Below are 23,503 nucleotides of genomic sequence, written 5' to 3' on the forward strand. Positions count from 1 at the left end.
AGGCCTTGGTGGCAATGTCATAGAACCTGCATTGCATGACCCCAGCATGCTTTATCTGACAAGGCCGTAGCTGATACTGTCTGTTGCACTCGTGTTGTTACCACTATTAAAAAAACACCTCAAAAAATACCCTTAAAATAATCCATCAGGATATTTGGGCTTTTTGCCTGCCCCGTGTGATGTCTCACCTTCTTTAGCTAAAATTAAGCTTTGATTTACCATGAATTTGCTAAGTATCGTTTGTTATAAGCCATGCATTTTCATTGTTAGACAGGGGGAAGGACGGCTCTTATCTTCGTCATGATTTGTAAATCTGACGCAATTATTTGATGAGGGAGCAATTTTGTCCAGCTTACTGACCCGCATAAAAACAAAACCCACGCACTTTACCCTGTCCCTCAAAATTGCCCTGCTCAGCAGCGTGGTGGTTTTCTCTTGCGCATCGTTTGCCGATGAAACCTTAAAAGAAGGGATTACGCCCGCGACAGACATAAGCCAGATCCCGGCTGCGGCAAAGCTGCGTAAAGACACTGTGGTAGCAGGCATTTCTGAACCGCAGGGGATTTTTAACCCCTATTTCTTTGTCAACGGCTGGGACGAAAACGTCACCAATGTGATTTTCTCACGCCTCATCGACTGGGACAGCCACGGTAAACTGGTGCCAGGCCTGGCGGAAAGCTGGAGCGTCAGCCCGGACAACAAGGTCTATACCATTAAGCTGCGCCCGAACCTGACTTTCAGCGACGGCTCGCCGCTGACCGCTGAAGACGTGGCGTTTACCCTGACCGTGCTGTATGACCCGAAATACGATGGCGATACCGATATCACCCTCGCCAATATTGCGGGCGGCGCGGAGTATAAAGCCGGGAAAGCCGATAGCGTCAGCGGCCTGAAAGTGATCGACCCGCTGACCTTACAGGTCACCACCACGCAGCCAGGCGCGACAACGCTTGCGAAAATCGGCGGCCCGGTGCTGTCCAAAGCGTATTACGGTAAAGGGTATCAGCGCGGCAACCTCGATTATCTGCGTACGCTGCACGGCAAACCGCTGGGCAACGGGCCGTATGTCTATGAAAAATATATTCCGGGCCAGGAAATTCGTTTCCACGCCAATACCCATTTCTACCGCGGCACACCGCCGACGCCGCGCTTTATCTACCGCGTAACCAACCCGTCCACCAACTTCCAGTTGTTCCAGACCGGCGAAACTGATTATGACGCGTTCACTTCGCGCCCGGATGATATCGAACAACTGAAAATGCTGGGCTTCGCCAATATCAACCTGTTCGGCTCCAGCGACTACAGCAAAGTGGAATTTAACGTGCGTCGCCCGGCGTTACAGGACGTGAAAGTGCGCCAGGCGTTGATTTACGGCCTCGACCGCCAAAAGCTGATTGATGTGGTTTATCAGGGCTACGGCAAAGTGGCGATTGAACCTATCGCCCCGATTTCATGGGCGTATAACACCGACGGCGTGAACCCGTACAAATTCGACCCGGCGCAGGCGAAAAAACTGCTTGATGAAGCGGGCTGGAAACCAGGGCCGGACGGCATCCGCGTGAAGGACGGTAAACGTCTGGAGCTGACGCTGCTGGTAAGCAAGAAAGTACTGAACGATGCGCTGATCCCTATCGCCAAAGAGAACTGGCAGCAGATTGGCGTGCTGCTGAAACCACAGGTGGTGGATTTCAACGCCCTCATGGCGCAACGCAAAGCGGGCAACTATGACCTGGCCTCTTTCAGCACCAGCACGCTCAACGATCCGCATGATGGCGTGTGGGATTACTACAGCACGGAAGCGAAAGAGTCCGGCTATAACAATCCGCAGGTTGATAAGCTGATCAACGAAGGCAATGCGGTACTGGACGTGGAAAAACGCAAACCGATTTATCACCAGCTCTATAAAGTGCTGGCGGACGATCCCCCGGCGATTCTGCTGGGTAACCGTGAGATTCTGTCGGCCAGCAGCGCTCGCGTCACCGGCTTTAAGCCGGACATCTACAACGGACTGACCGGTAGCCTGCCGGATGTGAAAATCGTCAAGTAACACGAATAACTGCCGGGGATCGCCGGCAGTTGTCATGAGAAAGCTATGCGAAATTTTATCCTCAGGCGGCTGCTGCAAACCCTGCCAATGCTGCTGCTCGCCTCACTGATTATATTTATGCTGTTCGCAAAAACGCCGGGCGACTTTATCGACGGTAACATTACCCTCACTGCCGCCCGCGCCGCTGAACTGAAAGCCATTTATGGCCTCGATCAACCCCTCTTCAGCCGTTATCTGCACTGGCTCGGCCAGTTGCTGCGCGGCGATTTGGGGTTCTCGCTGCAATACCAAATCCCGGTGAGCCAGCTACTTAACCAGTACGTCTGGAACTCGTTCCTGCTGGCAAGCGTTGCGCTGGTGTTTTACTGGGGCATCGGGCTGGCGGTGGGCATTGCCTCGACGCTGAAACCCAATTCGCTGTTCGATCATCTGGTGAGCGTGGTGGTGTTCGCCGCCATGTCATTCCCGACCTTTTTCCTCTGCCTGTTGCTGATTAAGTGGTTCGCGGTCGATCTGCACTGGTTGCCGGTGGGCGGCATGACCAACACGGGCAGCGACGACAGCGGCTGGGCATGGGTGATGCAGGTTGCGGCACATCTGGTGTTACCGGTTATGGCGCTGGTGATGTTGCAGGCGGGCAGCCTGACACGCTACTTCCGCGCCAGCATGCTGGACGTGGTGAAGATGGATTTTATCCGCACCGCGCGCGCCAAAGGGCTGCGTGAACGTACCGTCATCCTCAAACACGCGGTGCGCAATGCGCTGCTGCCGATCATCACCCTGCTCGGTTTTGAGCTGCCGGGGCTATTTTCCGGCGCGATCATCACCGAAAAGGTCTTTAACTGGCCGGGCGCCGGGCATATCCATATTGATTCGCTGGCCGCCCGCGATTACCCGGTGCTGATGGGATTCACCCTGTTTCTGGCAATATTAACCATTGTTGGCAACCTGATTGCCGATGTGCTGTACGCGTGGGCCGACCCGCGCATTCGCGTGAGGTCGTGATGTTTGGTTCCCTTTTCTCAACGAATCGCCGCCTGCGCAAGGCGGAAATTCCGGCGCTGGCGCAGGCCACGCCCTCTCCGTGGCGTCAGGCGTGGAAAGCGCTGCGCCACAACCCTCTGGCGATGTTGTGCCTGGTTCTGTTGGTGGTCATGACCCTCTGGTGCGTGCTGGGGCCGGTGTGGTCGCCATGGAAAGATGACGCCACCGACGCGCTGATGATCAATAAACCGCCTGACGCCGCGCACTGGCTGGGCACCGATTTTCTTGGCCGCGATATTTATACCCGCCTGCTGCTTGCCGGGCGTATCTCACTGATTATTGGCCTGCTGACCATGCTGCTGTCGGTGGCGCTGGGCTACCTGCTGGGAGCTATCTCCGGTTATGTCGGCGGCTGGACGGACAAACTGGTTATGCGTCTGGCGGATCTGGTGATGACGATCCCCAGCCTGCCGCTGCTGATTGTCGCCGGGGCGATGTTGTCAGAGCTCGATTTCTCGTCCGATTCGCGCATCTACATGGTGGTGGTGATGCTCAGCCTGCTGGAGTGGCCAAAGCTGGCGCGTCTGGTGCGCGGGCAAATCCTCTCGCTGCGCGAGCGCGATTTTATGCTGGCGACGCAAGTACTGGGCCTCTCTTCGCGCCGCCGCCTGTTCGGCCATCTGTTACCGAACACTATTCCCATTCTGGTAGTGATGGCGACGATGGCGGTGGCAAATGCCATTCTGATGGAATCTGCGCTCAGCTATCTCGGCCTTGGCGTCGTACCGCCAACACCATCGTGGGGCAATATGATGGATGCGGCCAACAGCCTGATCGATTTTCAGCGTCGCCCGTGGCTGTGGATGCCGCCGGGTATCGCTATTTTTCTGACCGTCATCGCCATTAACGTACTGGGCGATGGCCTGCGCGATGCGCTGGATCCGAAGATGAAACGGAGCCTGAAATGAGCGAGCCGCTAATTACCTTTGATAACTTATCTGTCTCCTTCGCCAGCGAGCAGGGGCGCGTGCGCGCTGTGCAGAATGTCTCATTTGCCATTCAGGCCGGGCAAACCATTGGCGTGGTGGGTGAATCCGGCTGCGGCAAAAGCGTTACCGCTATGTCGCTGATGGGGCTGTTACCGCCGCAGGTTGCGCGTATCGACGGTGGAGAAATCCACTTTCAGGGCACCGATCTGCTGCGTCTGAAGCCATCGAAAATGGCCGATCTGCGTGGTAATCAGTTAGCGATGATTTTTCAGGAGCCGATGACGGCGCTCAACCCGGTGCTGACCATCGGCGAGCAGCTCTGCGAACCGCTGATCCGCCATCGCGGCGAACCCCCCAAAGCGGCCTGGGCGCATGCCACGCAACTGATCGCCGATGTCGGGCTGGCGCGGGCGGAGAGCTTGATGAGCAGCTATCCGCACCAGCTTTCCGGCGGCATGTTGCAGCGCATCATGATTGCCATGGCGCTAAGCTGCCAGCCAAAACTGCTGATTGCCGACGAGCCAACCACGGCGCTGGATGTCACCGTGCAGGCGCAAATCCTGCGCTTACTGCGTGATCAGGCGCGGGCGCAGCAGATGGCGCTGATGCTGATCACCCATGATTTAGGCGTTATCGCGCAGATGGCGGAACACGTTGTAGTGATGTACGCCGGGCGCATCGTTGAGCAAGGTCCGACCGCCGACGTGCTGCGCCACCCGCTGCATCCTTATACCAAAGGGCTGATCGCCTCGCGCCCTGTTCCAGGCGAGCGCCGACGCCGCCTCTATTCGATTCCCGGTCAAGTGCCGGATCTGGCCGAACTGCCGCCGTATTGCGCGTTCTACGATCGCTGCGAACGCGCTACGCCGCAGTGCCGCGCGGGCATTCCGCCGCTTATCGGACAAACGCGGCAAGCCGCATGTATTCACACTGAGCTAGCGGAGCCGGTTGCATGAGCCAGCAATATGTCATTGAAGTTGACGGTCTGAAAAAGTACTTCCCGCTGCGCGACGGGCTTTTTGGTCAGGAAACCGGACAGCTACGCGCCGTGGATGGCGTCAGTTTTAACATTCGACCCGGCACCATTTTTGGCCTGGTGGGCGAATCCGGCAGCGGTAAAACCACCGTCGGACGCACGCTGCTGGGGCTGTATGACAAAACGGCGGGTAGCGTGAAGTATCGCGGGCAGGAGTTGCAGGATCTGACGCCGAAACAAATGCGTGCGTTGCGCCCGAAAATCCAGCTGGTGTTTCAGGATCCGTACAGCTCGCTGAACCCGCGCATTCGAATTGGCGATGCGATCGGCGAAGCGATGCTGGAACACAAACTGTGCAGCAAAGCGGAACTGCGCGACAACGTGCTGGCGGTGATGAAAATCTGTGGCCTGGCGCCGCAGCATTACAATCGCTTTCCCCATGAGTTCTCCGGCGGCCAGCGCCAGCGTATTGGCATTGCCCGCGCGCTAATCCTCAACCCGGATTTTATTATCGCCGACGAACCCATCTCGGCGCTGGATGTCTCCATCCAGGCGCAAATCATTAATCTGTTCTCCGATCTGCGCGATGACCACGGCGTCACCTTCCTGTTTATCTCTCACGATCTTGGTGTCGTGGAACATTTGTGTGATGACGTGGCGGTGATGTATCTGGGGAAACTGGTGGAAACCGCCAGCCGCGATGCGCTGTTCAGCCAGCCGCTGCACCCTTACACCCAGGCGCTGCTGGCAGCGGTACCGACGCTCGACCCGGAAAGCGAACCCGTGGCCGTGGTGCAGGGGGAAATCCCCGATCCGTCACGCCCGCCCTCCGGTTGCCGTTTCTCTTCACGCTGCCCGCAGGCAACGGAACGCTGCCGCACTGACATTCCGGAACTGCGCGAAGTGCGTATTGGTCATCAGGTGGCGTGCCACTGGGTGGAGACAGCGCAATAAACAGGCTCCGGCACTGGCAGAGGTTTTTCAGATGCGCCTGCAAGGCTTTAGTATCAGCCGCGCCCTGACAGGCGCATACGATCTGACATTTGCATTAAGCTTCGTTACTGATGACGCGTTGGTGCCTGTATCGTTAAGTGCTCACTAAAGTTTGCATCTTCCGCGGGAAGCTGTTCGGGCTGGCCACCGGTAACATTTTGCCGGAAATCAGTGCTTCACTTCGCTACCCCGCCTGCTGAGCATAACCAAACCGGGTAGACATATCCGCCGCATCACTCAGGTAGTACTGTTTAAAATCCACGCTATCGCGTGGATTTTCCTTTTATAGTATCTGACGCTAAGAGATTTTATTGGCTATTCGTCACTGTCTGGTAAAGGAATACTGACAGGGCTGTATTCCTTTTGCTGCGCATCATATTTTCTGAAGGAGGATAATACCTGTTTTAATCGTGGTAGGCCCTTCTGAACAAACTCATCCTACCAATTCACTGTATACTCACCTAAAAGGTTAGTCTCTGTAACTAATTATGCTCATACATTCCTGGAAAACATTCATTAATTTTATCATTATCCAATAATCTATCAATCGTAAAATCAACCGTGTCAGAAACAGCGATTCCGCAACGGAGTTCTTGGGGAAAGTCTTCTATTGAAGCATACACTGTTGGGATCAAATATCTAAAATAATCTCCCATCTTTGTTTTGCCATCATAGCCCACAGGGTAATCTTCACCCTCAAAACTACCTTCTACCCCATAATAAATAAAGAAACCTTTATTAACGGGCAGATTGGTTTCACTGTAATGCCCACATGCAACCAAATCCTTCCTCAACTCATCTATGATATAATCTTTATTTAAATAAGCATGATGGCGCCAGTAAGAATACAAATCAAGGGAAAAGTCACCATTTTTATTTGGTGTGTACTCAGTATATATATTTGACTCTTCCCACTTATACTCATTAAGCTCATCTAACAAAGCTTCAGCATTATCAATTGATAGCAGAGCATCAGGTAGCCATCCCCAGCAGTTATTCACCATTACTGCTATTTTTCCATTTTTATCCATTGCAAACCATGTATAGATAGTTCCAAATCCTGGCTCCCAATTTGTTGTTAAATCACCCATCGCTTTGCACCTTTTTACCATGCGACTTTGCAATCATCGCGCGCTTTAACCATTACTTTATCTGGTCTAAAACCAGTCATCCTGTATACTCCTCAGCAAATCATTATCAACTATCTAAAAAATAAAAAGAACACCCATGTGATATATGAAACCCTCGAAAGCCACAGAAACAAAGAGCCGAATCGGAAATCAACCTTGCGAAGAAATATATTAATGAAAAAAAAACGGATTTTCATCCTCAATGGTGTCACAATAGAAATATTTACCATATATGCCAAAAAGAAGAAATGACCCTCCCCCCATCAAATTAGCAAGTAGCGTTAAATCATCAAATCCCCTTCGATACTCTGCAAGTGCTTGAGACAGATAACTTAATACAAAGAAACAAAGCGAGATGTTTGCAAGGGTATCACGTTTAAAAAAAAATAAAATTGAAGTAAAGAAAAGAGTCCCTGCCTACTTTAGGGCCACCAAGCACCTTATAAATAAAAATAACAAAACATATCCCCCACGCAAACAAAAATAAAAACATCATCAGTGATGATGTATTAAGCACTGTATCATTTGAAATCATGGTGATATATTTCCTTTGAGGTATCACTGTTCAAATCTTTCTTTTCATTATGACGAGAAGTTGAAGAACTAGTATAACCAATACCTGGTCCGACAGAAACGGCAAAACCGAATCCATCTTTGCCAATGGACAACCGTACTGAGCCCGGGCCATAGCTAATACTCGTTGAATAAACCTAATGCCGCTCCGCAACCGGGCACCGCCGGGCCATATCGTTTTCACTACCCCGAGTACCCGCAAACTACGATGCTGTCCGGAGAAATGAAACGTCACGTATTTCAGCAAGAACAAAATAACGCTGTGGCAGCAGCTTTTTCGAGCGCACAATAACGCTGGCTGGCTCTCTGTCACCCGGCGTTACTGCCAGCACCCACGTAAGGACAATGGCTGATAATCTGATCCCGAACACAAAGTATCTGGCCGGGTAAAATTTATAAATCGATACAACGGCTCAATGCCAGTCTCAGGCCCGCGCCTGTTTCAGCAGGAGAATTCTCGAGAGATAAAATGACCTTATCATTTCCTCCCCGACCAGTTCCTACCCAGGCTTCCAGCTTTTCATGGCGGTATGGTGAAATCTTAATAACACCATTAACACAATGGATACTGCAGTGTTTCATGTCTTTAAAGAGGGCTTTTTTGCTCTTATAGCCATATTTCTCCCTTAGCATTGCAATCCATTCAGAATAACGCTGCTTTCCTTTTTCAAGGTCAAATAGTTCAACCCGCTCGTCAAGCGAGGTTAATGTTCGGCTGTCAGAGAGTGCCTGTAAAATTGCTTTTCCAATACTCTCATCATCACTCTCTGGTGATAAGAGATGAGGGGGAAAAAGAGGATCCACAGCAACCCTACCCAGCCCCGAATATGTTTCTATGCTGATAAACTCTGGAGTACAGAAAATACCAGCCCAGTAGTCCTGATCCTTATTGAAAGTCATTATTTCACCTGCGTCACTGTTACCTTAACACCCCGATTCTTACCATATTCGACCGCCCGGTTAATTTCCACCCATTGGGCTTTTGTCGTACTAGCAGGAACCGCCAACTGTATTTCTTTACTACTGATCATTGATGAGTTTAACGCTCGCCCAGAAAGTGATGCTCGTTTGAATTTTGCTGCTGCATTAATATTTCCTTTGATTGAATAATAAACCGCTTTGGGATTGCTAAGCTTTGGCGCCGTCTGAGTATCAAGGGATTTAGCACTCACCGCTGTTTTAGTAACAGAATCAGAGTAATCAAACGTTCTGAAGTTTTTCGGTAATCTGGCGTCTGCCGCAAGAGTAGTGCCCACATAATCCTCCCACGGCATCCCTTGCTTCATATTACCCTCCCCCCATTTTAATCCAATGGCAGAAGCAGAGACCGTGGCCATTTCCTTGCCGAGGGTTTAAGCGTGGTGCCCGTCAACCGTAAGAAGAAGGCGCAGTGGATTGGGGCGTTTCCGGGCGCGCCTGTACACCGGCGATCTGCCGGTGTACAGGCGCGGGAACGGGCATTTTGGGTAAGAGCTGATAAGACGATTCAGGCCAATGAACCGGAATCTTTATTATTTCAAAATATAATCAAATCTTTCATCCCATTTAAATGTAATATCTTGCTGCCTGGTCCTCTCAAAAATTTGGATAATCCTGTCAAAGGATTCACCAAGATTTTTTCTTGATAGTTCAGAATGTAACCAAATTATCTTTACTGGTCTTTCAATATCAGTGCTAAGACGATCCCATAAAGCATCAAGATTTCGACCATAATAAGGACCAAAATCCAGCAACTCAGACATAACACTATGAAAATCTGACTCATTCTGTATTCTTTTTCCATCCAGAATTATTTCATTCATATTCACTTCCACCTACCAATTGAAGTTGCAGTCTCATAGTGATCTGTTGTGATATAAAGTAAACCATCGTTTGAATACAATAACCTTGCATGGCCGGAACTGCCCACGGCCGACATGAGCGTACTGGCTGCGTTGATCGCAGCCTGCGCGCCCAGGTTACCGGAAGAGCTGAAGCCGCCACCGGCGTGCGACACCTTATAATCTGCTTTGTTGGAAATATTACTGTAGCCCGGCATACCGCTATCAAAGCGGTTTTTATCCGCCGTGGCGGTGCTGCCAGTCCTCAGCGATTGCGTCAGATATGGCTACCGCCTGTGGCCTCAAAGCCACCCTTACTCAAAGTGATGTCCGGCTGCATCGTATTAACTACCCCGAGTACCCGCAAACCGCGATGCTGTGCGGCGAAATGAAACGTCACGTATTTCAGCAAGAACAAAATAACGCTGTGGCAGCAGCTTTTTCGAGCGCACAATAACGCTGGCTGGCTCTCTGTCACCCGGCGTTACTGCCAGCACCCACGTAAGGACAATGGCTGATAATCTGATCCCGAACACAAAGTATCTGGCCGGGTAAAATTTATAAATCGATACAACGGCTCAATGCAAGTCTCAGCCCCGCGCCTATTTCAGCAGGTGAATTTTCCAGGGATAAAATGACTTCATCACTCTCATCACGTCCAGTGTCTCCCCAGGCTTCCAGCTTTTCATGGCGGAATGGGGATATATTCATAACACCATTAACACAATGGATACCGCAGTGTTTCATGTCTTTAAAGAGGGCTTTTTTGCTCTTATAGCCATATTTCTCCCTTAGCATTGCAATCCATTCAGAATAACGCTGCTTTCCTTTTTCAAGGTCAAAAAGTTCAACCCGCTCGTCAAGCGAGGTTAATGTCCGGCTGTCAGAGAGTGCCTGTAAAATTGCTTTTCCAATAGTCTCATCATCACTCTCTGGTGATAAGAGATGAGAGGGGAAAAGAGGATCCACAGCAACCATACCCAGCCCCGAATATGTTTCTATGCTGATAAATTCTGGAGTACAGAAAATACCAGCCCAGTAGTCCTGATCCTTATTGAAAATCATTATTTCACCTGCGTCACTGTTACCTTAATACCCCGATTCTTACCCTATTCGACCGCCCGGTTAATTTCCACCCATTGGGCTTTTGTCGTATTGGCAGGAACCGCCATTGAGCGCCCGACTCAGTACATCTTTAATGAGCCGGAGTTAGAGTTGTATTTATCAACATGCTCATCATTTAATTGATTTACCTAATCGCGGGGAATGAGATATTTTTTTCATTCAGGGTCAATGTTAGGGGTTGCAAATGTCCTCAGCCCATTCCTGTGTTCAATGCCGCAGTGTCTCGGTGCCATAGCGGCATGACAAAACTGGATGAATTACCACCTACCCACGATGCACCATAATTTAGCATAGTGCCACTCGTTGCATTCATTGCAGCTTTTTTCACTACAGCGAGTATCTACATATTACAATAAATTCTTTGTACAAAACTCAATTGAACAATATTATCTAAGTTTCTTTAAAATCATGCCACCAATACTTACGGCAATCCCGAACACGATACCAACCACAATGCCTGAGCCTAAGTCATCCCAAAAATCGGTTATTTTATATGGCTGCCATTTATCATACCTTATAAGCACATATCCTCGAATCATAAAAGCGCAGAATAGGTTTAGAAAAATGAACATTACTATTGATACTATTATAGCTATTAATAGTAAAAGCACCCCGTTATTTCTTTTCATTTATTTCCCCAGCAGTAATGTCTTCCATTCTCTTGCCAAATCTCTCGGAAAGATATGAACCTGTTGCTGCACCAGTTGTTGATGGCAGAGAGCTAGTTACAGGTGGGTTTATTATAAAAGGTAACTTCCCGTTTGGCATATCTTTAAAACCATTCCGCAATGGATTAATGTATCTATTACCAACCTTTTCAAAACCCGCCGCGGTATAATAACCCACGAGTGCGCCGCTAGCAGCCCCCACTATTGGCGGCAATGGTTTTTTTCCGTCGATAACGCTACTTATGCCTGCACCTGCGGAGCTTACCATAACCGTACCCGGCATTTTCATTGCTGTACTAAGTCCAGCCGATACTGTTGCTATAAACAAACTACTAATACTAAATTTTTCCTTTGGATTATTGATAATAGTTTGCAACTGCGACATAGTGTTCGCGGTGCCACCAATGCCTGCACCTCCCAATCTTTTTGCCAGTTGCTGGCTTCCTACCCATTCACTTATTGTCGGCGCTATTGCTCTGCTTAATAATGGAATTGAAAGTGAAACGGATGCGACCAGGGCTTTTGGTATATTGTTATGCGCTTGTAATTGACCATAATTATCAATAATAGGGCTAAGCTGGTTGATACTATACTGAGCCATTTTTCTACAATCGACATCACACTGGGTAGATTGCAATAGCCTGATCAAATCATCTTGCTGTTTTACTAAGTAATCCTTTGTTATTTGGGTGCTTAATGCTTTCTCCTGTTGCGAAGCGTCAATCTGACTTGCTAAATCAATAAGCTTTTTACGCTGTTCGTCCGTAGTTGCATCTCTATATTTCTCCAACCAAGACATTGTTTGTTTGGCAGTAAGATAGTTATTCTCAACCTCCACCCTGGCGGCGTTTGCACCACTGCCGATACCGGTGCTGTTCCCTGCGGCCATGCTACCGACCGCCGCGCGCAGTGCTGCAACGAGGTTAACAATGACCGTTTTTTCATCCGGAGAGAGTTCTTCTGGCTTTTTATTATAAAACGCCAGAGACAGCGCAGCAGAACCTGACGCGGCAACAAATCCTCCGGCTGCACCTGCGGCGGCATTTCTTCCCTGGGCTTTTACCAATACGGCAGAAGTGAGCGTATGCAGAGCGATACGTGCAGGCTCACTGCCGTTGGCGACGCTTTTCTTTTACTCAGACCTGTCACACAGGGCGCTGCACCAGCAGCCATCCTCCCGGATTCCCGTTAAGGGTAGAATTGGGTCGAGGGCTTAAGCCTGCCTCTCGTCAGTAAAAGAAAACGAAACAGTGGATCGGGGCGTTTCCGGGCGCGCTGGTACACCGGCGATCTGCCGGTGTACCAGCGCGGGAACGGGCATTTTGGGTAAGCCTGACGGCTGGCAGGAAAATCCCCGCGTGAGCTAATACAATTTATAACCTCCGTTAAAAATGGGGGCTCCCCCACAGCATCATTTACAGTCTAAAAAAGTAATAAAAGATCCCAGATTCAAAAGTCTGGGATCTTTTTTGTTACTTCATAAGAATTATTAGTTTTTTATTCAACTGATTGTAATGAAACAGCCATTTCTAAAGCGATTTGATTATATTTTTGACCAAAGTTAAGCATTGCCTCTGGTTTAAGCTCATCAAGAGCATAGACAATACTTGCCCTATGTCCCCTTTTAAAAAAACTTAAGTCTTCATCTTGATTAGTATAAATACCAACGGATTGGATGGTTCCATCATCAAGTAATAAATCGATAGTATTATTAAAATCAGAAGGGTCTTGCCCTGCTACATAGGCTTTTTTTATTACCCCAGACAGTGATAGCAACGGCATTTTACCTTGATTGATACTATCCCACCATTCTTGTGATCCAAAAAGACCATAGGTTCCATTCAATCCAACATAAGGCCTTGATTTATCCAATGTTAAAGCTTGAGTCAAGGAAACATATTCAGGATCAGCTTTTAACTCTTCAGAAAGAAGGTATACCAGTTTCATGGGTGTTTTTGTGTTTTCTAAGTTGAGTAGCATAATTTTTTCCTTTTATTGTACCTTTTCAAAATGGACAATATTTTTATTAAAAATTTCCATTCCTTTACCTTGCCCAAGCTGAGTTGTCATCTGCCCACCTTCAACCTTAAATCGGGTATTTGTTTCCATCCACTTTCCTGTCTGAGTCGACATGTTAGGTAATTCTTTTGCTGCCGCAGAATTTGCTGCAATGCCTACCTTTTCAAGCTCTGAGAATGTGCCAGGCTTAACAACTATTTTTACAGTCACTCCATCATATTTTGATGAATATCCTAATACTGGAGAAACTGAGGTTTCGGTTGTGGCTGGCATTACCCCTGTATTTAAAAATTTCTCATATTGTTTTTGCGACATAGTGCGATAAACAATTTCATTTCCATGAGCATCATATTGTTGTACTGGATTTAGTGGATTTTTAGACTGAGTTACAGGTACACCTATTATTTGTTTTCCTGGCTGAGTCGCTCCCTTATAACCCCAATGTGTACCAGCCACGGCGCCTGCTGCGTTCAGGAAACCTTCCAGGAAGCGTCCTGCGGAATCCGCATTCGGGCCATCATTGAGGAAGGAGGCCGTTGCCTGCCCCATCTGGCTGCCGCCTGTAATGGCATCTTTTACGTTGACCAGAAGCCCCGGCGCGCCTGGTAAAAAGTTTAATACTGGCTCGCCAACTCGGGCCCAGTATGCGTGCTCATTCACCACACCCAGATCGCTTATTGCGTCCTTATACAACCGTTCCTGTGGCGAAATATCTCTTGTGTAGGTTAAGGCATCCCAGAAACCCAGTCCGGCCTTATTGATGTCCGTAATTTTGTTCTTCAGTTCACTGCTTGCTGCGTACGGGAAACCATAATCCCTGAAGGTAGCCCCTTCAGCAAACAGGCTGCCCACCAGTTTGTTTACGGTATCGGTGTCATAATATTTTAAATTTTCGTAATAAAAGTCAGTTAACGCCAGGTTCAGTTTATCTCTTTCATCCGGGGTTAATGAACCGGGGTCATGACGGTATTTATCAAGATACTCATCACTCATTTGATTATTTGTATCAAGACGGATGAGCTCCTTTTCTTCATCCAGGGTCAGCCCCTCTGTCAGCCCTTTCTGAACTAACTCATCCTTCTGTTTCCTTGAGCTCTCACCCAAGAAGTTATTCTCAACCGTCGTCTGCCCGGCCTTCGCGGCGGTCGCTACCGCTTCCGTACTGTTGCCGGCCAGTGCGCCTGCCAGGCCGGAGGCCAGCGTGGAGAGCGCCGCAACCGTCTGTTTCTCTGTCTCATCCAGCTGCCAAGGGTCTTTTTTGTACACTTCCTGCGCAATCAGGTACCCCATCGCTTCACCCACGACCGCGCCAGAGGCACCGGCCAGGGCGTCCTGCCCCTGCACTTTCGCCAGCACGGCGTTGACCACCGCGTGGGCCATTATCCCCGCCGCCGTGTTTTCCTCGGTGATGTATTTACCGATCTCATTAGCGATATACGGCGCGGCCGCGCCCGCTAACGCGGCATTCAGGTTTCCGCCTGCCAGCCCGCTGACCGCCGCAGTCGCGGCGGTGATCGCTCGCTGCACATCGCTGCCGGTGCCGGTGTTTTCGGTCACTTTTTTGTAGACGGCCGTATCGCGCAGTACCGCCAGTTTTGCCAGGCGCTCTTTCTCCGGCAGCCCCTGAAGTGACGTGCCCGTCTGGGCTATCGCCGCCTTCAGGCCATCGAGATCGCTCTGCGTGCGCACAATATCGGCCACCTGATTACCGATATCGCTGACCATCTGCACGGTCTGCAGGCGAGTCTGTTCTTTCTCTTTGTTAAAGATCGGGCTGATGGCGTCGTTGGCCTGCGTCACATCCCTTTGCAGTCCGTTAACATCCTGTCGCTGGTTCGCCGTATCGCGAACGGTAAGGGTGCCTTCTGACACCGCCGCCTGGGTGGTGCCCTGCGCATGGCCGGAACTGCCCACGGCCGACATGAGCGTACTGGCTGCGTTGATCGCAGCCTGCGCGCCCAGGTTACCGGAAGAGCTGAAGCCGCCACCGGCGTGCGACACCTTATAATCTGCTTTGTTGGAAATATTAATGTAGCCCAGTGTCCCGGTATCCAGGCTGTTTTTATCCGCCGTGGCGGTGCTGCCTATCGCCCCGCCATTAAGCTGGGTATGGCTTCCAACCGTAACGTCAAAACCACCTTTACCGGCGAAGATCCCGCTCTGCTCGGCCACACTGTTGAAGGTGCTGTGCATTTTGTCCTGGCTAAAGTTAACATAGCCAGAGCCTGTCATGGTACCGAAAGTGAAGCTGCCGCCTGCGCTCACGCTGCTCTGTTTCGAGTCGTAGTGATTGCTGTCCTGCAGGCTGGTGACCGTCAGGTTGCGTCCAATGTCCGCCGTCACCTGAGCACCGCTCACCTGCGCGCCCGTCAGCGACGTATCCTGCCCGCTTCGCAGCGACACTTTACCGCCGCTGTCCAGCGTGGTTTCGGTCCAGTCGGTGCCATCGCCTTTTTCATGGCCTCTTGCCGCGTTGACATTAGCAAAGACGCTAAGGCCCGCGCTTCCCTGCCCAACCCCAAAGCTGACGCCGACCCCGCCGCCGCTGCTGCTGTTGCTGCCGGTGGTTTTCTGCGTATTCGCCGCGCCGGTCAGGAGAATATCCCGCGCCGCATTCAGGCTGGCATCGCCGCCCGCTTTCATGCTGCTGCCCGCAACCACAATATCGCCGCTGTTAGCCCCGTGATGTTTACCGGTAGCGTTAATCGACAAATCACCGCCCGCATTGAGCGTCGAACCACTCACCTGATCCGACGTCTGATGCTGCTCCGATTTCGATTTTTGCGTATTAATCGAGGCGCTGATGCGGATACCGGAATTGGGCTCGCCGGTGGTGTCCGCCATCTCTTTGCCCTGCATCGCCTGATAGCCCGAAAGCACCGATTTGGTCGCCTGGAGCGCGGCAAGACGAGAATCGCCTTGCTTTGAGGCGTCCTTTGCCGCCGTCACTGCATTACTGACGGCATCGACCACAGCGCCGGTAAGCGCAATGGTTAACCCGCTGCTCTTCTGTTCGAATTTCTGATCAGAGGTGCGTTTATCATGGCCCGGATCAATCACCACGCTGTCGCCCGAGAGCGAAAGATCTTTTTTAGCGATAAGATCCGAACCGCCGACGTGCAGTTGATGACCTGCGCTGATGGTCACATCGCGGCCATTGCTGCCGACAGTGCTCTGACTCTGGCTCTGGCTGGTGCCCTTCTCTTTCAGATCCTGTTTGGTCTTGCTGCTGCCGATGGTAAATCCGATACCGCCGGAGCCCATCAGGCCGCTCTTTTTCTTCTCATTTAACTGCCAGTTCGAATCGGTATTGGTGGCGGCGGTGATGTCCACGTTATGCTCTGCACTCAGCGCCACATCGCCATCACCCACCACGGATGAACCTTTCACCCGCAGATCATTGCCCGATTGCACCGTCACGTTATCACCGCTCAACAGCGCCCCGACTTCCCGCGTGGCGCTTTGTTCAGAGATGTTGTGCAAGGTGGTTTTACTCAGAGAAGCGCTCTTGTTTTTGGTCTCTTCTTTATAGTGATAATCGGTTTCGGTGGCAGTGCTCAGGCTGACATCACGCTTCGCCGTCACCGAGACATCCCCGGTGCCGACGACATTACTGCCGCTGACGGCGACGTCGCGCCCGGCGCTTATCTGCACCTTACCCGCGTTCAGCGTCGTGCCCTCTGCCTTCCGGGTATGGACTTCCTCATGGGTTTCCTGGCTTGCCGCAGAGAGCCAGCCGCTGCTTGACTGTTTGCTGTGCTCCGTAATATCCGTCGAGGCGCGCCCGGCGGTGAGAGTGATATCCCGGTCCGCTTTCAGCTGCGCGACGCCGTCGGCCTTTATCGTGGCGGCGACGGCATTGATATCCCGCCCGGCCGTCAGTTGCAGATCCCCAGGCGTCGTGATGGAAGTGCCGACATCCGTTTGCTGATCGACCGCGCGGTTGTTGCCTTTACCCCAGTCGCCCCGCTCCTGGTGGCGCGTGGTCAGGGTACTCAGTTGCAAATCGTTGCCCGCGGCGATCGCCGTTTTCCCGGCCTTGCCGGCATTGGTGATGTCTGATGCGATCAGCGCGACGTTATTCAGCGCGCTCAGGCGCAGCTCGCCCTGGTTATTCTGCACATAGATGCCTGCCGGGCGATCTATCCAGCGTTCGCTGTCGTCGCCGCCCGCCGTAGAGGTGCTGGTGATGTCATGCCCCGCCAGTAGCGCCACCCGGTCGCCGCCCCGGATTTGCCCGCCAATGTTGTCGATGTTCTGACGGGCGTTAAGATCGACGCGGTTGCCGCTGATAAACCCGCTGTTGCTGAGGTTCTGTGCTGTGACCTGCGTCACCGCGCGTCCCTGAATCGCGCCGCTGTTGATAACATCGCCACGGCTCGCGATCGCCACATCATGGCCGCCCATCAGCGCGCCATCGCCGGTGAGATCGCCCTCTTTGACGCGCGCGTAGACCTGCGGCACCTGCACCGTCTGCTGCGTGCCGTCCGGCAACGTCACCTGCTGATTCACCAGCCAGACAATATCGGAGGTCAGCAGCGCCATCTGTTCCGGCGACAGCGCTACGCCCGGCTGCAACTGATACTGCTTGCCGAAGGCGATGCCGTTGTTCATCAGCCCTTTGAACTGATCCTCATCGCTGCTGTAATTGCCCAGATAGCGGTTGCCGGTAAGCTGGGTGACCTGATCGCGCACCAGATTCTGTTCGTAATAGCCATCGCCCAGACGCTTATGCACCAGGTTCTGGTTATCGGAGAGCGCCTCCTGCATGTAGTCGCTGCCAAGCCACTGTTTCTGGTTAGTAAAACGCGGGTCGGTTTCCACCAGGTAATGGCTCTGGCTCTCGGGTTTTACGCGAAACAGGCTGTTATCAGGCAGCTTCATGTCTGGCGTCACCACGCGGATCACAGGCGTAATCGCCTGTCCGCTGACGGTGGTGGGCGGCAGCGTCAGCGCAAACTGCTGGCCGGGCGGTAACGCCAGTGGCCGGCTGTTGAGCGGGCTTGCCTTGAGCGCGTTCAGCGTCACCGGCGCGGCGGCCATGAGCCCCCCCGCCTCGCCCGCGCCGCGGGCAGTATCGGCAACGCGTTTATCCTGATGACCCTGCGTTTTAAAGCCGCTGCCCTGCGCGCTGCCGTTGGCCTGCCAGACCAGCGTTTGCAGATCGATAGTTTGTGTGACGGGCGCAGGGCGATAGTTGCTACGGCTTTTCCCTTGCGAGGTTTTGGTGCCACCCATTTTTTTCTTTTTCTTCTTGGCGTACCAGCGTGTTTGCCTGCCGACATCGGTTATGACGCGCTGACCTTTTGTTGCTTCGTTCGCCAGCACACCGGAATCAATGCCCAGTGCGCCGCCCGCCACAATCTGGCTGTCGTGGTTGGTCAGACGATCGACGTTGAAGCGCATATTGCCGCCCGCGAGTATTTTGCCCGGATCGCTCTGTTTAACCTGAGTTTCCTTCACGGTACGGGTAAAGGTGTATTCGTAAAATTTTGAACCGCTGCTGCCGTCAGGCATTCTGGCGGTGTGTACGCCGTATTTGTTTTTACGGCTGGTATCGACTTTGCTCCAGTCGTAGTGGGTCGCCTGGCCCGACAGCGCGGCCTCATGGTGCTTAGCGTTTTCCGTCGTGACCACTTTCGTCACCAGATTGCGGTTGGCGTTGTCAATCTTAGCCACGTCAATCTGCGCATTACGGCCCGCTTCAAGGGTAGCACCATAGTTATTCAACTCGCCGCCACGGCCCGTCGCCTGGAGATTGCTGTCCAGTGTGCCGCCGATATGCATATCACCCGCGCTATAGATAAGCGCATGATCGCGGTTGTCGATGGTGCCCGCGCCAATGTCCAGCCTGTCGCGCGCCGCAATCACCGCCGCTTTGCCATTCTGGTTCAGGTTGTTAAGGCTGCCTGCTTGAATAGCAATACGATCGCCATAAATACGGCCGGTACCGATGTTGTTCAACGTACCTGCGACCAGATGCGTCAGAGCGCCGTCAATCAGTCCGGCATTGTCCAGCGCGTTGCGGGCGTTGAGATGCACTGCCTGGCCGCTGATCTCTGCGGACGCGGTATTATTGATATTCTGTGCCTGAAGATGCATCTCCCCGCCAGACGTAATGCTGCCGTCGTTACGCAAGTCGCCCGCGGTGGCCAGTGTGAGATTGCCATTCGCCCCGAGGGCCTCCGTGTTATGAAAGCCGCTACCCAGCGTGAGAGTCAGGCTGCCCTGCGAGAGGACTTTGCCATCGCCACTCAACGAGGCAGCGTGAAGGCTGCCCTCGCTGCCGGCAATCAGCGTACCGCCCTGGTTATTGATCGTGAGTTTCTGGCCCTGCGCCGCGTCGTGCAGATCGAACGCACCGGCCGAGCTGGTCAGGCCGCCGCGATTATCCAGCATACCGTTGATGCTGGCGATGAGATGCTGGGTAGCGCGCAGCGCGCCGTTGCCGTTATCCAGACGCTGCGTCGTCAGGCTCAGCGCATTGGCCTCAATGCCGTTTTCCCCCTTGCCGGTATCGCGGTTGAGGATCTCTGTGGCGTTAACATCAAGCGTTTGGCCGCCGCGCACCAGGCCTGCCCGGTTATCGAATTGATGTGCCAGCTCGATACGTCCGTCGCCGATCGCCTGCACCTGACCTGCCTGGTTGTCCAGACTATCGGCGCTCAGCGTCATGCTCCCGGCAGAGAGTAATTTGCCGTCCTGGTTCATCAGCGCGGCACCGCCAACGCCCGCAGTCAGGACAAGATCGCTTCCGCCCTGAATATGGCCGTGCTGATTATCCAGCGAGCCACTGTCAACGCGGGTCGCGCCCGTACCCACCAGCTTGCCGTCACGGTTAGATAACGTCTGCCCGGCGGTATCGATGAGCAGATCGCCGCCCGACTGCAGCGTGCCGCTGTGGTTATCGACGGCCTGGCTGTGCAGCAACAGACCGCCATTCCCCGCCATCTGCCCCTGCGCATTCTTGACCGTGCCGCTCATAAGTTCGGCGACGCCGCTGGCAGCAATAAACCCGCTCTGGTTGTCAATGTCGCCGCCGCGCAGTTGCAAATTACCCAGCGCGATAATGCCGCCCTGCGCGCCGCTGTCACGGTTAATGACGGCTTCGCCTGTGGTATCAAGCGTCATGTCTTTGTTCGACTGCAACCGCCCGCCGCTGTTATCAAGTCTGCGACTGCCGAGAGTCAGCGTATCGCCGCTGGTCAACGCACCTGCACTGTTATCAAAGCTACCGATGTTAAGCTGCGCGGGCCCGCTGACCTCTATCTGGCCGTGCTGGTTATTAAGATCGCCGCCGTGCAGCACAGCCGCACCGCCCGCGGTCATGCGCCCCTGACGGTTATCGATAGTGCCGGTAATGAGCGTAGCGTCGCCGTCGGTGGCAATCTCGCCATTCTGGTTATTGACATCGCCGCTGGTAAGCGTCAACGCGTCCGTGGCGATCAACGCCCCGCGATCGCTGTTATTTAGCGTCTGTTGATGGGTATCTACGGTAAGGCGATGCGCCGACTGAAGCATGCCGCCCGTATTATCAAGCGCCTGAGAGGCAAGCGTTACATCGCCATCCGCGACAACGCGACCGCCGTTATTCGCGAACGTGCCGCCCTGAATAGCAGCCTGCCCCTGGGCGGCCATTACACCAGCGCGGTTGTCAATGCCGCCTGCCAGGATATGCATATCCGCACCGCTCAGCAGGCCGCCCTGTGTGGTTGCTGCGTTAACCAACGCCTGGCCGTGGGTGTCTGCCCGCAGGGCATCGCCCGCCTGGGCCAGCCCGCCGGTGTTGTCAAAACGCCCGCTGTTGAGATCAAGCGCGCCATCGGCGATGAGCTTACCGCCCACGTTTGAGAGCGCCTGCTCCCGGGTGTCGATAGTCACCGCGTCGCCAAGCAGCGTACCGCCATCGTTGTTGAAGGCGCCGCTCTGGCTGGTCAGATTGTCCTTCGCTTCGATGCGCCCGCCCTGATTGCCAAGCTCATGAGCTATCTGTAGCGTCATTTCGCCACCGGCTGCGGCAAGATGACCGCGCTGGCTTTGCAGCGTTTCGGCCTCCAGCGAGACCTTGTGTGCAGCGAGAATCTTGCCGTCGCTGTTATCGAGCGCGCCATCTATTTTTAGCTGCTGGCTGGCCGCGCCGGCCGCCAGCAGCGTGCCTTTGCTATTGTCCAGCGCACCGGCGTGCAGTTGCAGATCGCCGTTGCTTTCCAGCCGCCCCTGTTGGTTATTCACCTCATTGGCAATATCCAGCGTCATGGCATCGCTGCCCTGCTGCTGCATGATGCCGTCACGGTGCGACAGGCTTTGCGCCTTCAGCGAGATTTGCTGCGCCTGCGTGGTGGCGCCGTCAAGGTCTATCGTCTGGCCCTGCACGTTGAGCTTGCCCGCGGACAGCAATTCGCCCTGAGTCCCCTGCAACTGTTGCGCCGTGACTGTCATCGGCCCAGCGCCACTGAGTTGCACAGTACCCTGCTGGTTGTCCAGACGATCCGTCGTCAGCGTCAGCGCGTGGCCGGTGCTCTCAATCAACCCCTGACGGTTGTTCAGTTCCGGGGCCTTCACATTAAGATCGCCTGCAGTAATGATCGCGCCGCCGCCGTTATCGAGGCTGTTGGCCTTCAGTGTCAACGCGTCGCTGCTTTCCTGGCGCAGCAACCCGCCGCGGTTACTCAGAACGGGCGCATTAAGACTCAGCGTCTGCGCAGCTATCTGCCCACGATCGTTAGTGATGCGCTCAGCAGCAGTAATAGTCAGCTGGCGGCCCTTCACCGTTGCGTCTGCGGTGGAAGCCTCACCTGCTGTGGCGGTAAGTGCCACCTGGTCAGCCACCGTCTGGCTCCCGCTGAAATCGACGCGTTTGCCGTGCGCCTCCAGCCGTTGTGTCGCGACATTTTGCCCGTGCGCCGCCAGTTCGCCGTTACTGCTCAATACCAGATTGCCAGGGCGCGTGGCCGTTCCTTTATCATCAATGCCCGCCGCCAGCGTACTGGTCTCGCTGCTGTTGATTCGTCCGGCACGCGCGGTCAGATCGTCATGGGCTATCACGCTGCCGCTGTTATTCAAATCGGCCTGCGTAGCGAGAACGATCTGTTTATCAGAGCGCAGTCTTCCTCGGTTATCGATACCCCCCTGGCTGTCAACGCGCAGCGCATCGCGACTTTGCAGCGTGCCACTGTTCTCAAGCCTGCCGTCAGCCGTCAGACGCAGCTCTCCGGCACTTGCGCCAAGTTCGCCGGCGTTACGCACGCCAACCCCTTTTTCGGTGCCGACCAGCGTGATTTTATTGGCATACATGCCACCCAGCGTCGAGACGTCCACAGCGAAGGTGGGTTTACTCCCGGCCTGCGCTTTAACCGTGTTGACCGAGCCCGCCGCGCTGACTTGATTTCGCCCTGCCACCACATTCAACTGCTGCGCATGTACCTGGGCGTTAATCGCCACCGACTGAGCGATCAGCTGCGTGTAGTCTCCCTGGGTATCGTTCAGGCCTTTACCTTCAATGTTGATGCGCCCGCCGTTGACGTCGAAACCTTTCAACTGGCCGTTCTGCATCACTGGCGTGCCTGTGGTCAGTGTATTGCGACTGGCGTTAATAAAGCCGCAGCCATTACAGGTAATACCCGCCGGGTTGGCGATCACCACTTCAGCACGCTTGCCAGCCACCTCGACAAAGCCTTTGAGCTGGCTGGGGTTGCGGCTGTTGACCTCGTTAAGGATCACCCGCGCTTCCTGTTTGCCCAACCACGGGTTGGCCGTCACCATTCCCCCCAACTGGGTGCGGGTGTTTTTATGACTGTTGTTAAGTATCGCGCCGCGCCTGTCAACGTCGAACTGGGAATAGCTATTGCGGGAGACGCCTGCCGCGCTCGGTTTCTGGATATTGACCTGCGGCAGCCCGTTAGCCGTTGATATTACAGTGGGCTGCTGCTTGCGCGGTGCGTGACCGTCCGCCACGATATTCGCCTGCGCCGGCAGGCTGACGCAGCCCGCCGCGAGCCAGAGCGCAAAAGAGAGTGGGTGAACGCGTATATCAAGCCGTGCCGTCGCAAGCCTGGTGCTTTGGCGTACGCTGCTGGCGCGGCCGCAGCCAGCTATCTCCGCCACCACCATGAGCATGCCACGGGCTTTGTTGAAGATCAGACGGTATAAGAGCTTGTTCATCGTGCTATTCCCTGGGTT

15 protein-coding genes are annotated in these 23,503 nt (G+C 53.4%); 5 read left to right on the forward strand and 10 right to left on the reverse strand.

The window, feature by feature from the left end; all coding sequences use genetic code 11:
• Positions 1-343: 343 nt before the first annotated feature.
• The 5 genes from AFK62_RS10985 to AFK62_RS11005 are packed head-to-tail and all read left to right on the forward strand — an operon-like array spanning position 344 to position 5,950.
• The gene (locus AFK62_RS10985) at positions 344-2,047 is read left to right on the forward strand and encodes an ABC transporter substrate-binding protein (protein WP_007682142.1); all 1,704 of its coding nucleotides are present in this window, start codon (positions 344-346) and stop codon (positions 2,045-2,047) included.
• 45 nt (positions 2,048-2,092) lie between these two features.
• Positions 2,093-3,052 (forward strand): ABC transporter permease, encoded by a 960-nt coding sequence (locus tag AFK62_RS10990; protein ID WP_007682143.1) that lies wholly within the window; start codon positions 2,093-2,095, stop codon positions 3,050-3,052.
• Positions 3,052-3,999, forward strand: coding sequence for an oligopeptide ABC transporter permease (gene opp4C / locus AFK62_RS10995; protein WP_007682144.1), 948 nt, complete (start codon positions 3,052-3,054; stop codon positions 3,997-3,999). Before AFK62_RS10990 ends, opp4C begins: the two co-directional genes overlap by 1 nt.
• Positions 3,996-4,976, forward strand: coding sequence for an ABC transporter ATP-binding protein (locus AFK62_RS11000; RefSeq protein WP_007682145.1), 981 nt, complete (start codon positions 3,996-3,998; stop codon positions 4,974-4,976). Before opp4C ends, AFK62_RS11000 begins: the two co-directional genes overlap by 4 nt.
• Positions 4,973-5,950, forward strand: coding sequence for an ABC transporter ATP-binding protein (locus tag AFK62_RS11005; protein ID WP_007682146.1), 978 nt, complete (start codon positions 4,973-4,975; stop codon positions 5,948-5,950). Before AFK62_RS11000 ends, AFK62_RS11005 begins: the two co-directional genes overlap by 4 nt.
• Before the next feature lie 521 nt (positions 5,951-6,471).
• On the opposite strand, the gene AFK62_RS11010 is transcribed toward AFK62_RS11005, so the two are convergent.
• The 10 genes from AFK62_RS11010 to AFK62_RS22680 form a co-directional block, all read right to left on the reverse strand.
• Positions 6,472-7,080: a hypothetical protein gene (locus AFK62_RS11010; protein WP_032984966.1), complete on the reverse strand. Its 609-nt coding sequence runs from the start codon at positions 7,078-7,080 to the stop codon at positions 6,472-6,474.
• Between the two features lie 560 nt (positions 7,081-7,640).
• Positions 7,641-7,787: a polymorphic toxin type 25 domain-containing protein gene (locus AFK62_RS22200; RefSeq protein WP_235509454.1), complete on the reverse strand. Its 147-nt coding sequence runs from the start codon at positions 7,785-7,787 to the stop codon at positions 7,641-7,643.
• Between the two features lie 298 nt (positions 7,788-8,085).
• Entirely contained in the window at positions 8,086-8,592 is a 507-nt protein-coding gene (locus tag AFK62_RS11020; protein WP_053531905.1) for a contact-dependent growth inhibition system immunity protein, read from the reverse strand.
• Positions 8,592-8,978, reverse strand: a complete 387-nt coding sequence (locus AFK62_RS11025; protein ID WP_226991907.1) for an endonuclease toxin domain-containing protein — start codon at positions 8,976-8,978, stop codon at positions 8,592-8,594. The genes AFK62_RS11020 and AFK62_RS11025 overlap by 1 nt, the downstream gene beginning before the upstream one ends.
• 225 nt (positions 8,979-9,203) lie before the next feature.
• The gene (locus tag AFK62_RS21220) at positions 9,204-9,494 is read right to left on the reverse strand and encodes a barstar family protein (protein WP_032984488.1); all 291 of its coding nucleotides are present in this window, start codon (positions 9,492-9,494) and stop codon (positions 9,204-9,206) included.
• Between the two features lie 576 nt (positions 9,495-10,070).
• Entirely contained in the window at positions 10,071-10,577 is a 507-nt protein-coding gene (locus AFK62_RS11030; RefSeq protein ID WP_053531906.1) for a contact-dependent growth inhibition system immunity protein, read from the reverse strand.
• A gap of 446 nt (positions 10,578-11,023) precedes the next feature.
• The gene (locus AFK62_RS11035) at positions 11,024-11,266 is read right to left on the reverse strand and encodes a hypothetical protein (protein WP_032984954.1); all 243 of its coding nucleotides are present in this window, start codon (positions 11,264-11,266) and stop codon (positions 11,024-11,026) included.
• Positions 11,253-12,371 carry a VENN motif pre-toxin domain-containing protein gene (locus tag AFK62_RS11040; RefSeq protein ID WP_071884316.1) on the reverse strand — a complete coding sequence of 373 codons (1,119 nt, stop codon included), beginning with the start codon at positions 12,369-12,371 and terminating at the stop codon, positions 11,253-11,255. The genes AFK62_RS11035 and AFK62_RS11040 overlap by 14 nt, the downstream gene beginning before the upstream one ends.
• 431 nt (positions 12,372-12,802) lie before the next feature.
• The gene (locus tag AFK62_RS11045) at positions 12,803-13,285 is read right to left on the reverse strand and encodes a hypothetical protein (protein ID WP_032967544.1); all 483 of its coding nucleotides are present in this window, start codon (positions 13,283-13,285) and stop codon (positions 12,803-12,805) included.
• A 12-nt stretch (positions 13,286-13,297) separates the two neighbouring features.
• Complete coding sequence (locus tag AFK62_RS22680) at positions 13,298-23,485, reverse strand: hemagglutinin repeat-containing protein (RefSeq protein ID WP_144420968.1); 10,188 nt, start codon at positions 23,483-23,485, stop codon at positions 13,298-13,300.
• Positions 23,486-23,503 lie beyond the last annotated feature (18 nt).

It is taken from the genome of Cronobacter condimenti 1330 (assembly GCF_001277255.1).
Classification (GTDB): domain Bacteria; phylum Pseudomonadota; class Gammaproteobacteria; order Enterobacterales; family Enterobacteriaceae; genus Cronobacter; species Cronobacter condimenti.

Excerpts from the sequence above, each read along its gene's own strand:
- AFK62_RS10990 (WP_007682143.1), top strand. The coding sequence starts at position 2,093 with ATGCGAAATTTTATCCTCAGGCGGCTGCTGCAAACCCTGCCAATGCTG.
- opp4C (WP_007682144.1), top strand. The coding sequence starts at position 3,052 with ATGTTTGGTTCCCTTTTCTCAACGAATCGCCGCCTGCGCAAGGCGGAA.
- AFK62_RS11000 (WP_007682145.1), top strand. The coding sequence starts at position 3,996 with ATGAGCGAGCCGCTAATTACCTTTGATAACTTATCTGTCTCCTTCGCC.
- AFK62_RS11005 (WP_007682146.1), top strand. The coding sequence starts at position 4,973 with ATGAGCCAGCAATATGTCATTGAAGTTGACGGTCTGAAAAAGTACTTC.
- AFK62_RS11010 (WP_032984966.1), bottom strand. The coding sequence starts at position 7,080 with ATGGGTGATTTAACAACAAATTGGGAGCCAGGATTTGGAACTATCTAT.
- AFK62_RS11020 (WP_053531905.1), bottom strand. The coding sequence starts at position 8,592 with ATGACTTTCAATAAGGATCAGGACTACTGGGCTGGTATTTTCTGTACT.
- AFK62_RS11025 (WP_226991907.1), bottom strand. The coding sequence starts at position 8,978 with ATGAAGCAAGGGATGCCGTGGGAGGATTATGTGGGCACTACTCTTGCG.
- AFK62_RS21220 (WP_032984488.1), bottom strand. The coding sequence starts at position 9,494 with ATGAATGAAATAATTCTGGATGGAAAAAGAATACAGAATGAGTCAGAT.
- AFK62_RS11030 (WP_053531906.1), bottom strand. The coding sequence starts at position 10,577 with ATGATTTTCAATAAGGATCAGGACTACTGGGCTGGTATTTTCTGTACT.
- AFK62_RS11035 (WP_032984954.1), bottom strand. The coding sequence starts at position 11,266 with ATGAAAAGAAATAACGGGGTGCTTTTACTATTAATAGCTATAATAGTA.
- AFK62_RS11045 (WP_032967544.1), bottom strand. The coding sequence starts at position 13,285 with ATGCTACTCAACTTAGAAAACACAAAAACACCCATGAAACTGGTATAC.
- AFK62_RS22680 (WP_144420968.1), bottom strand. The coding sequence starts at position 23,485 with ATGAACAAGCTCTTATACCGTCTGATCTTCAACAAAGCCCGTGGCATG.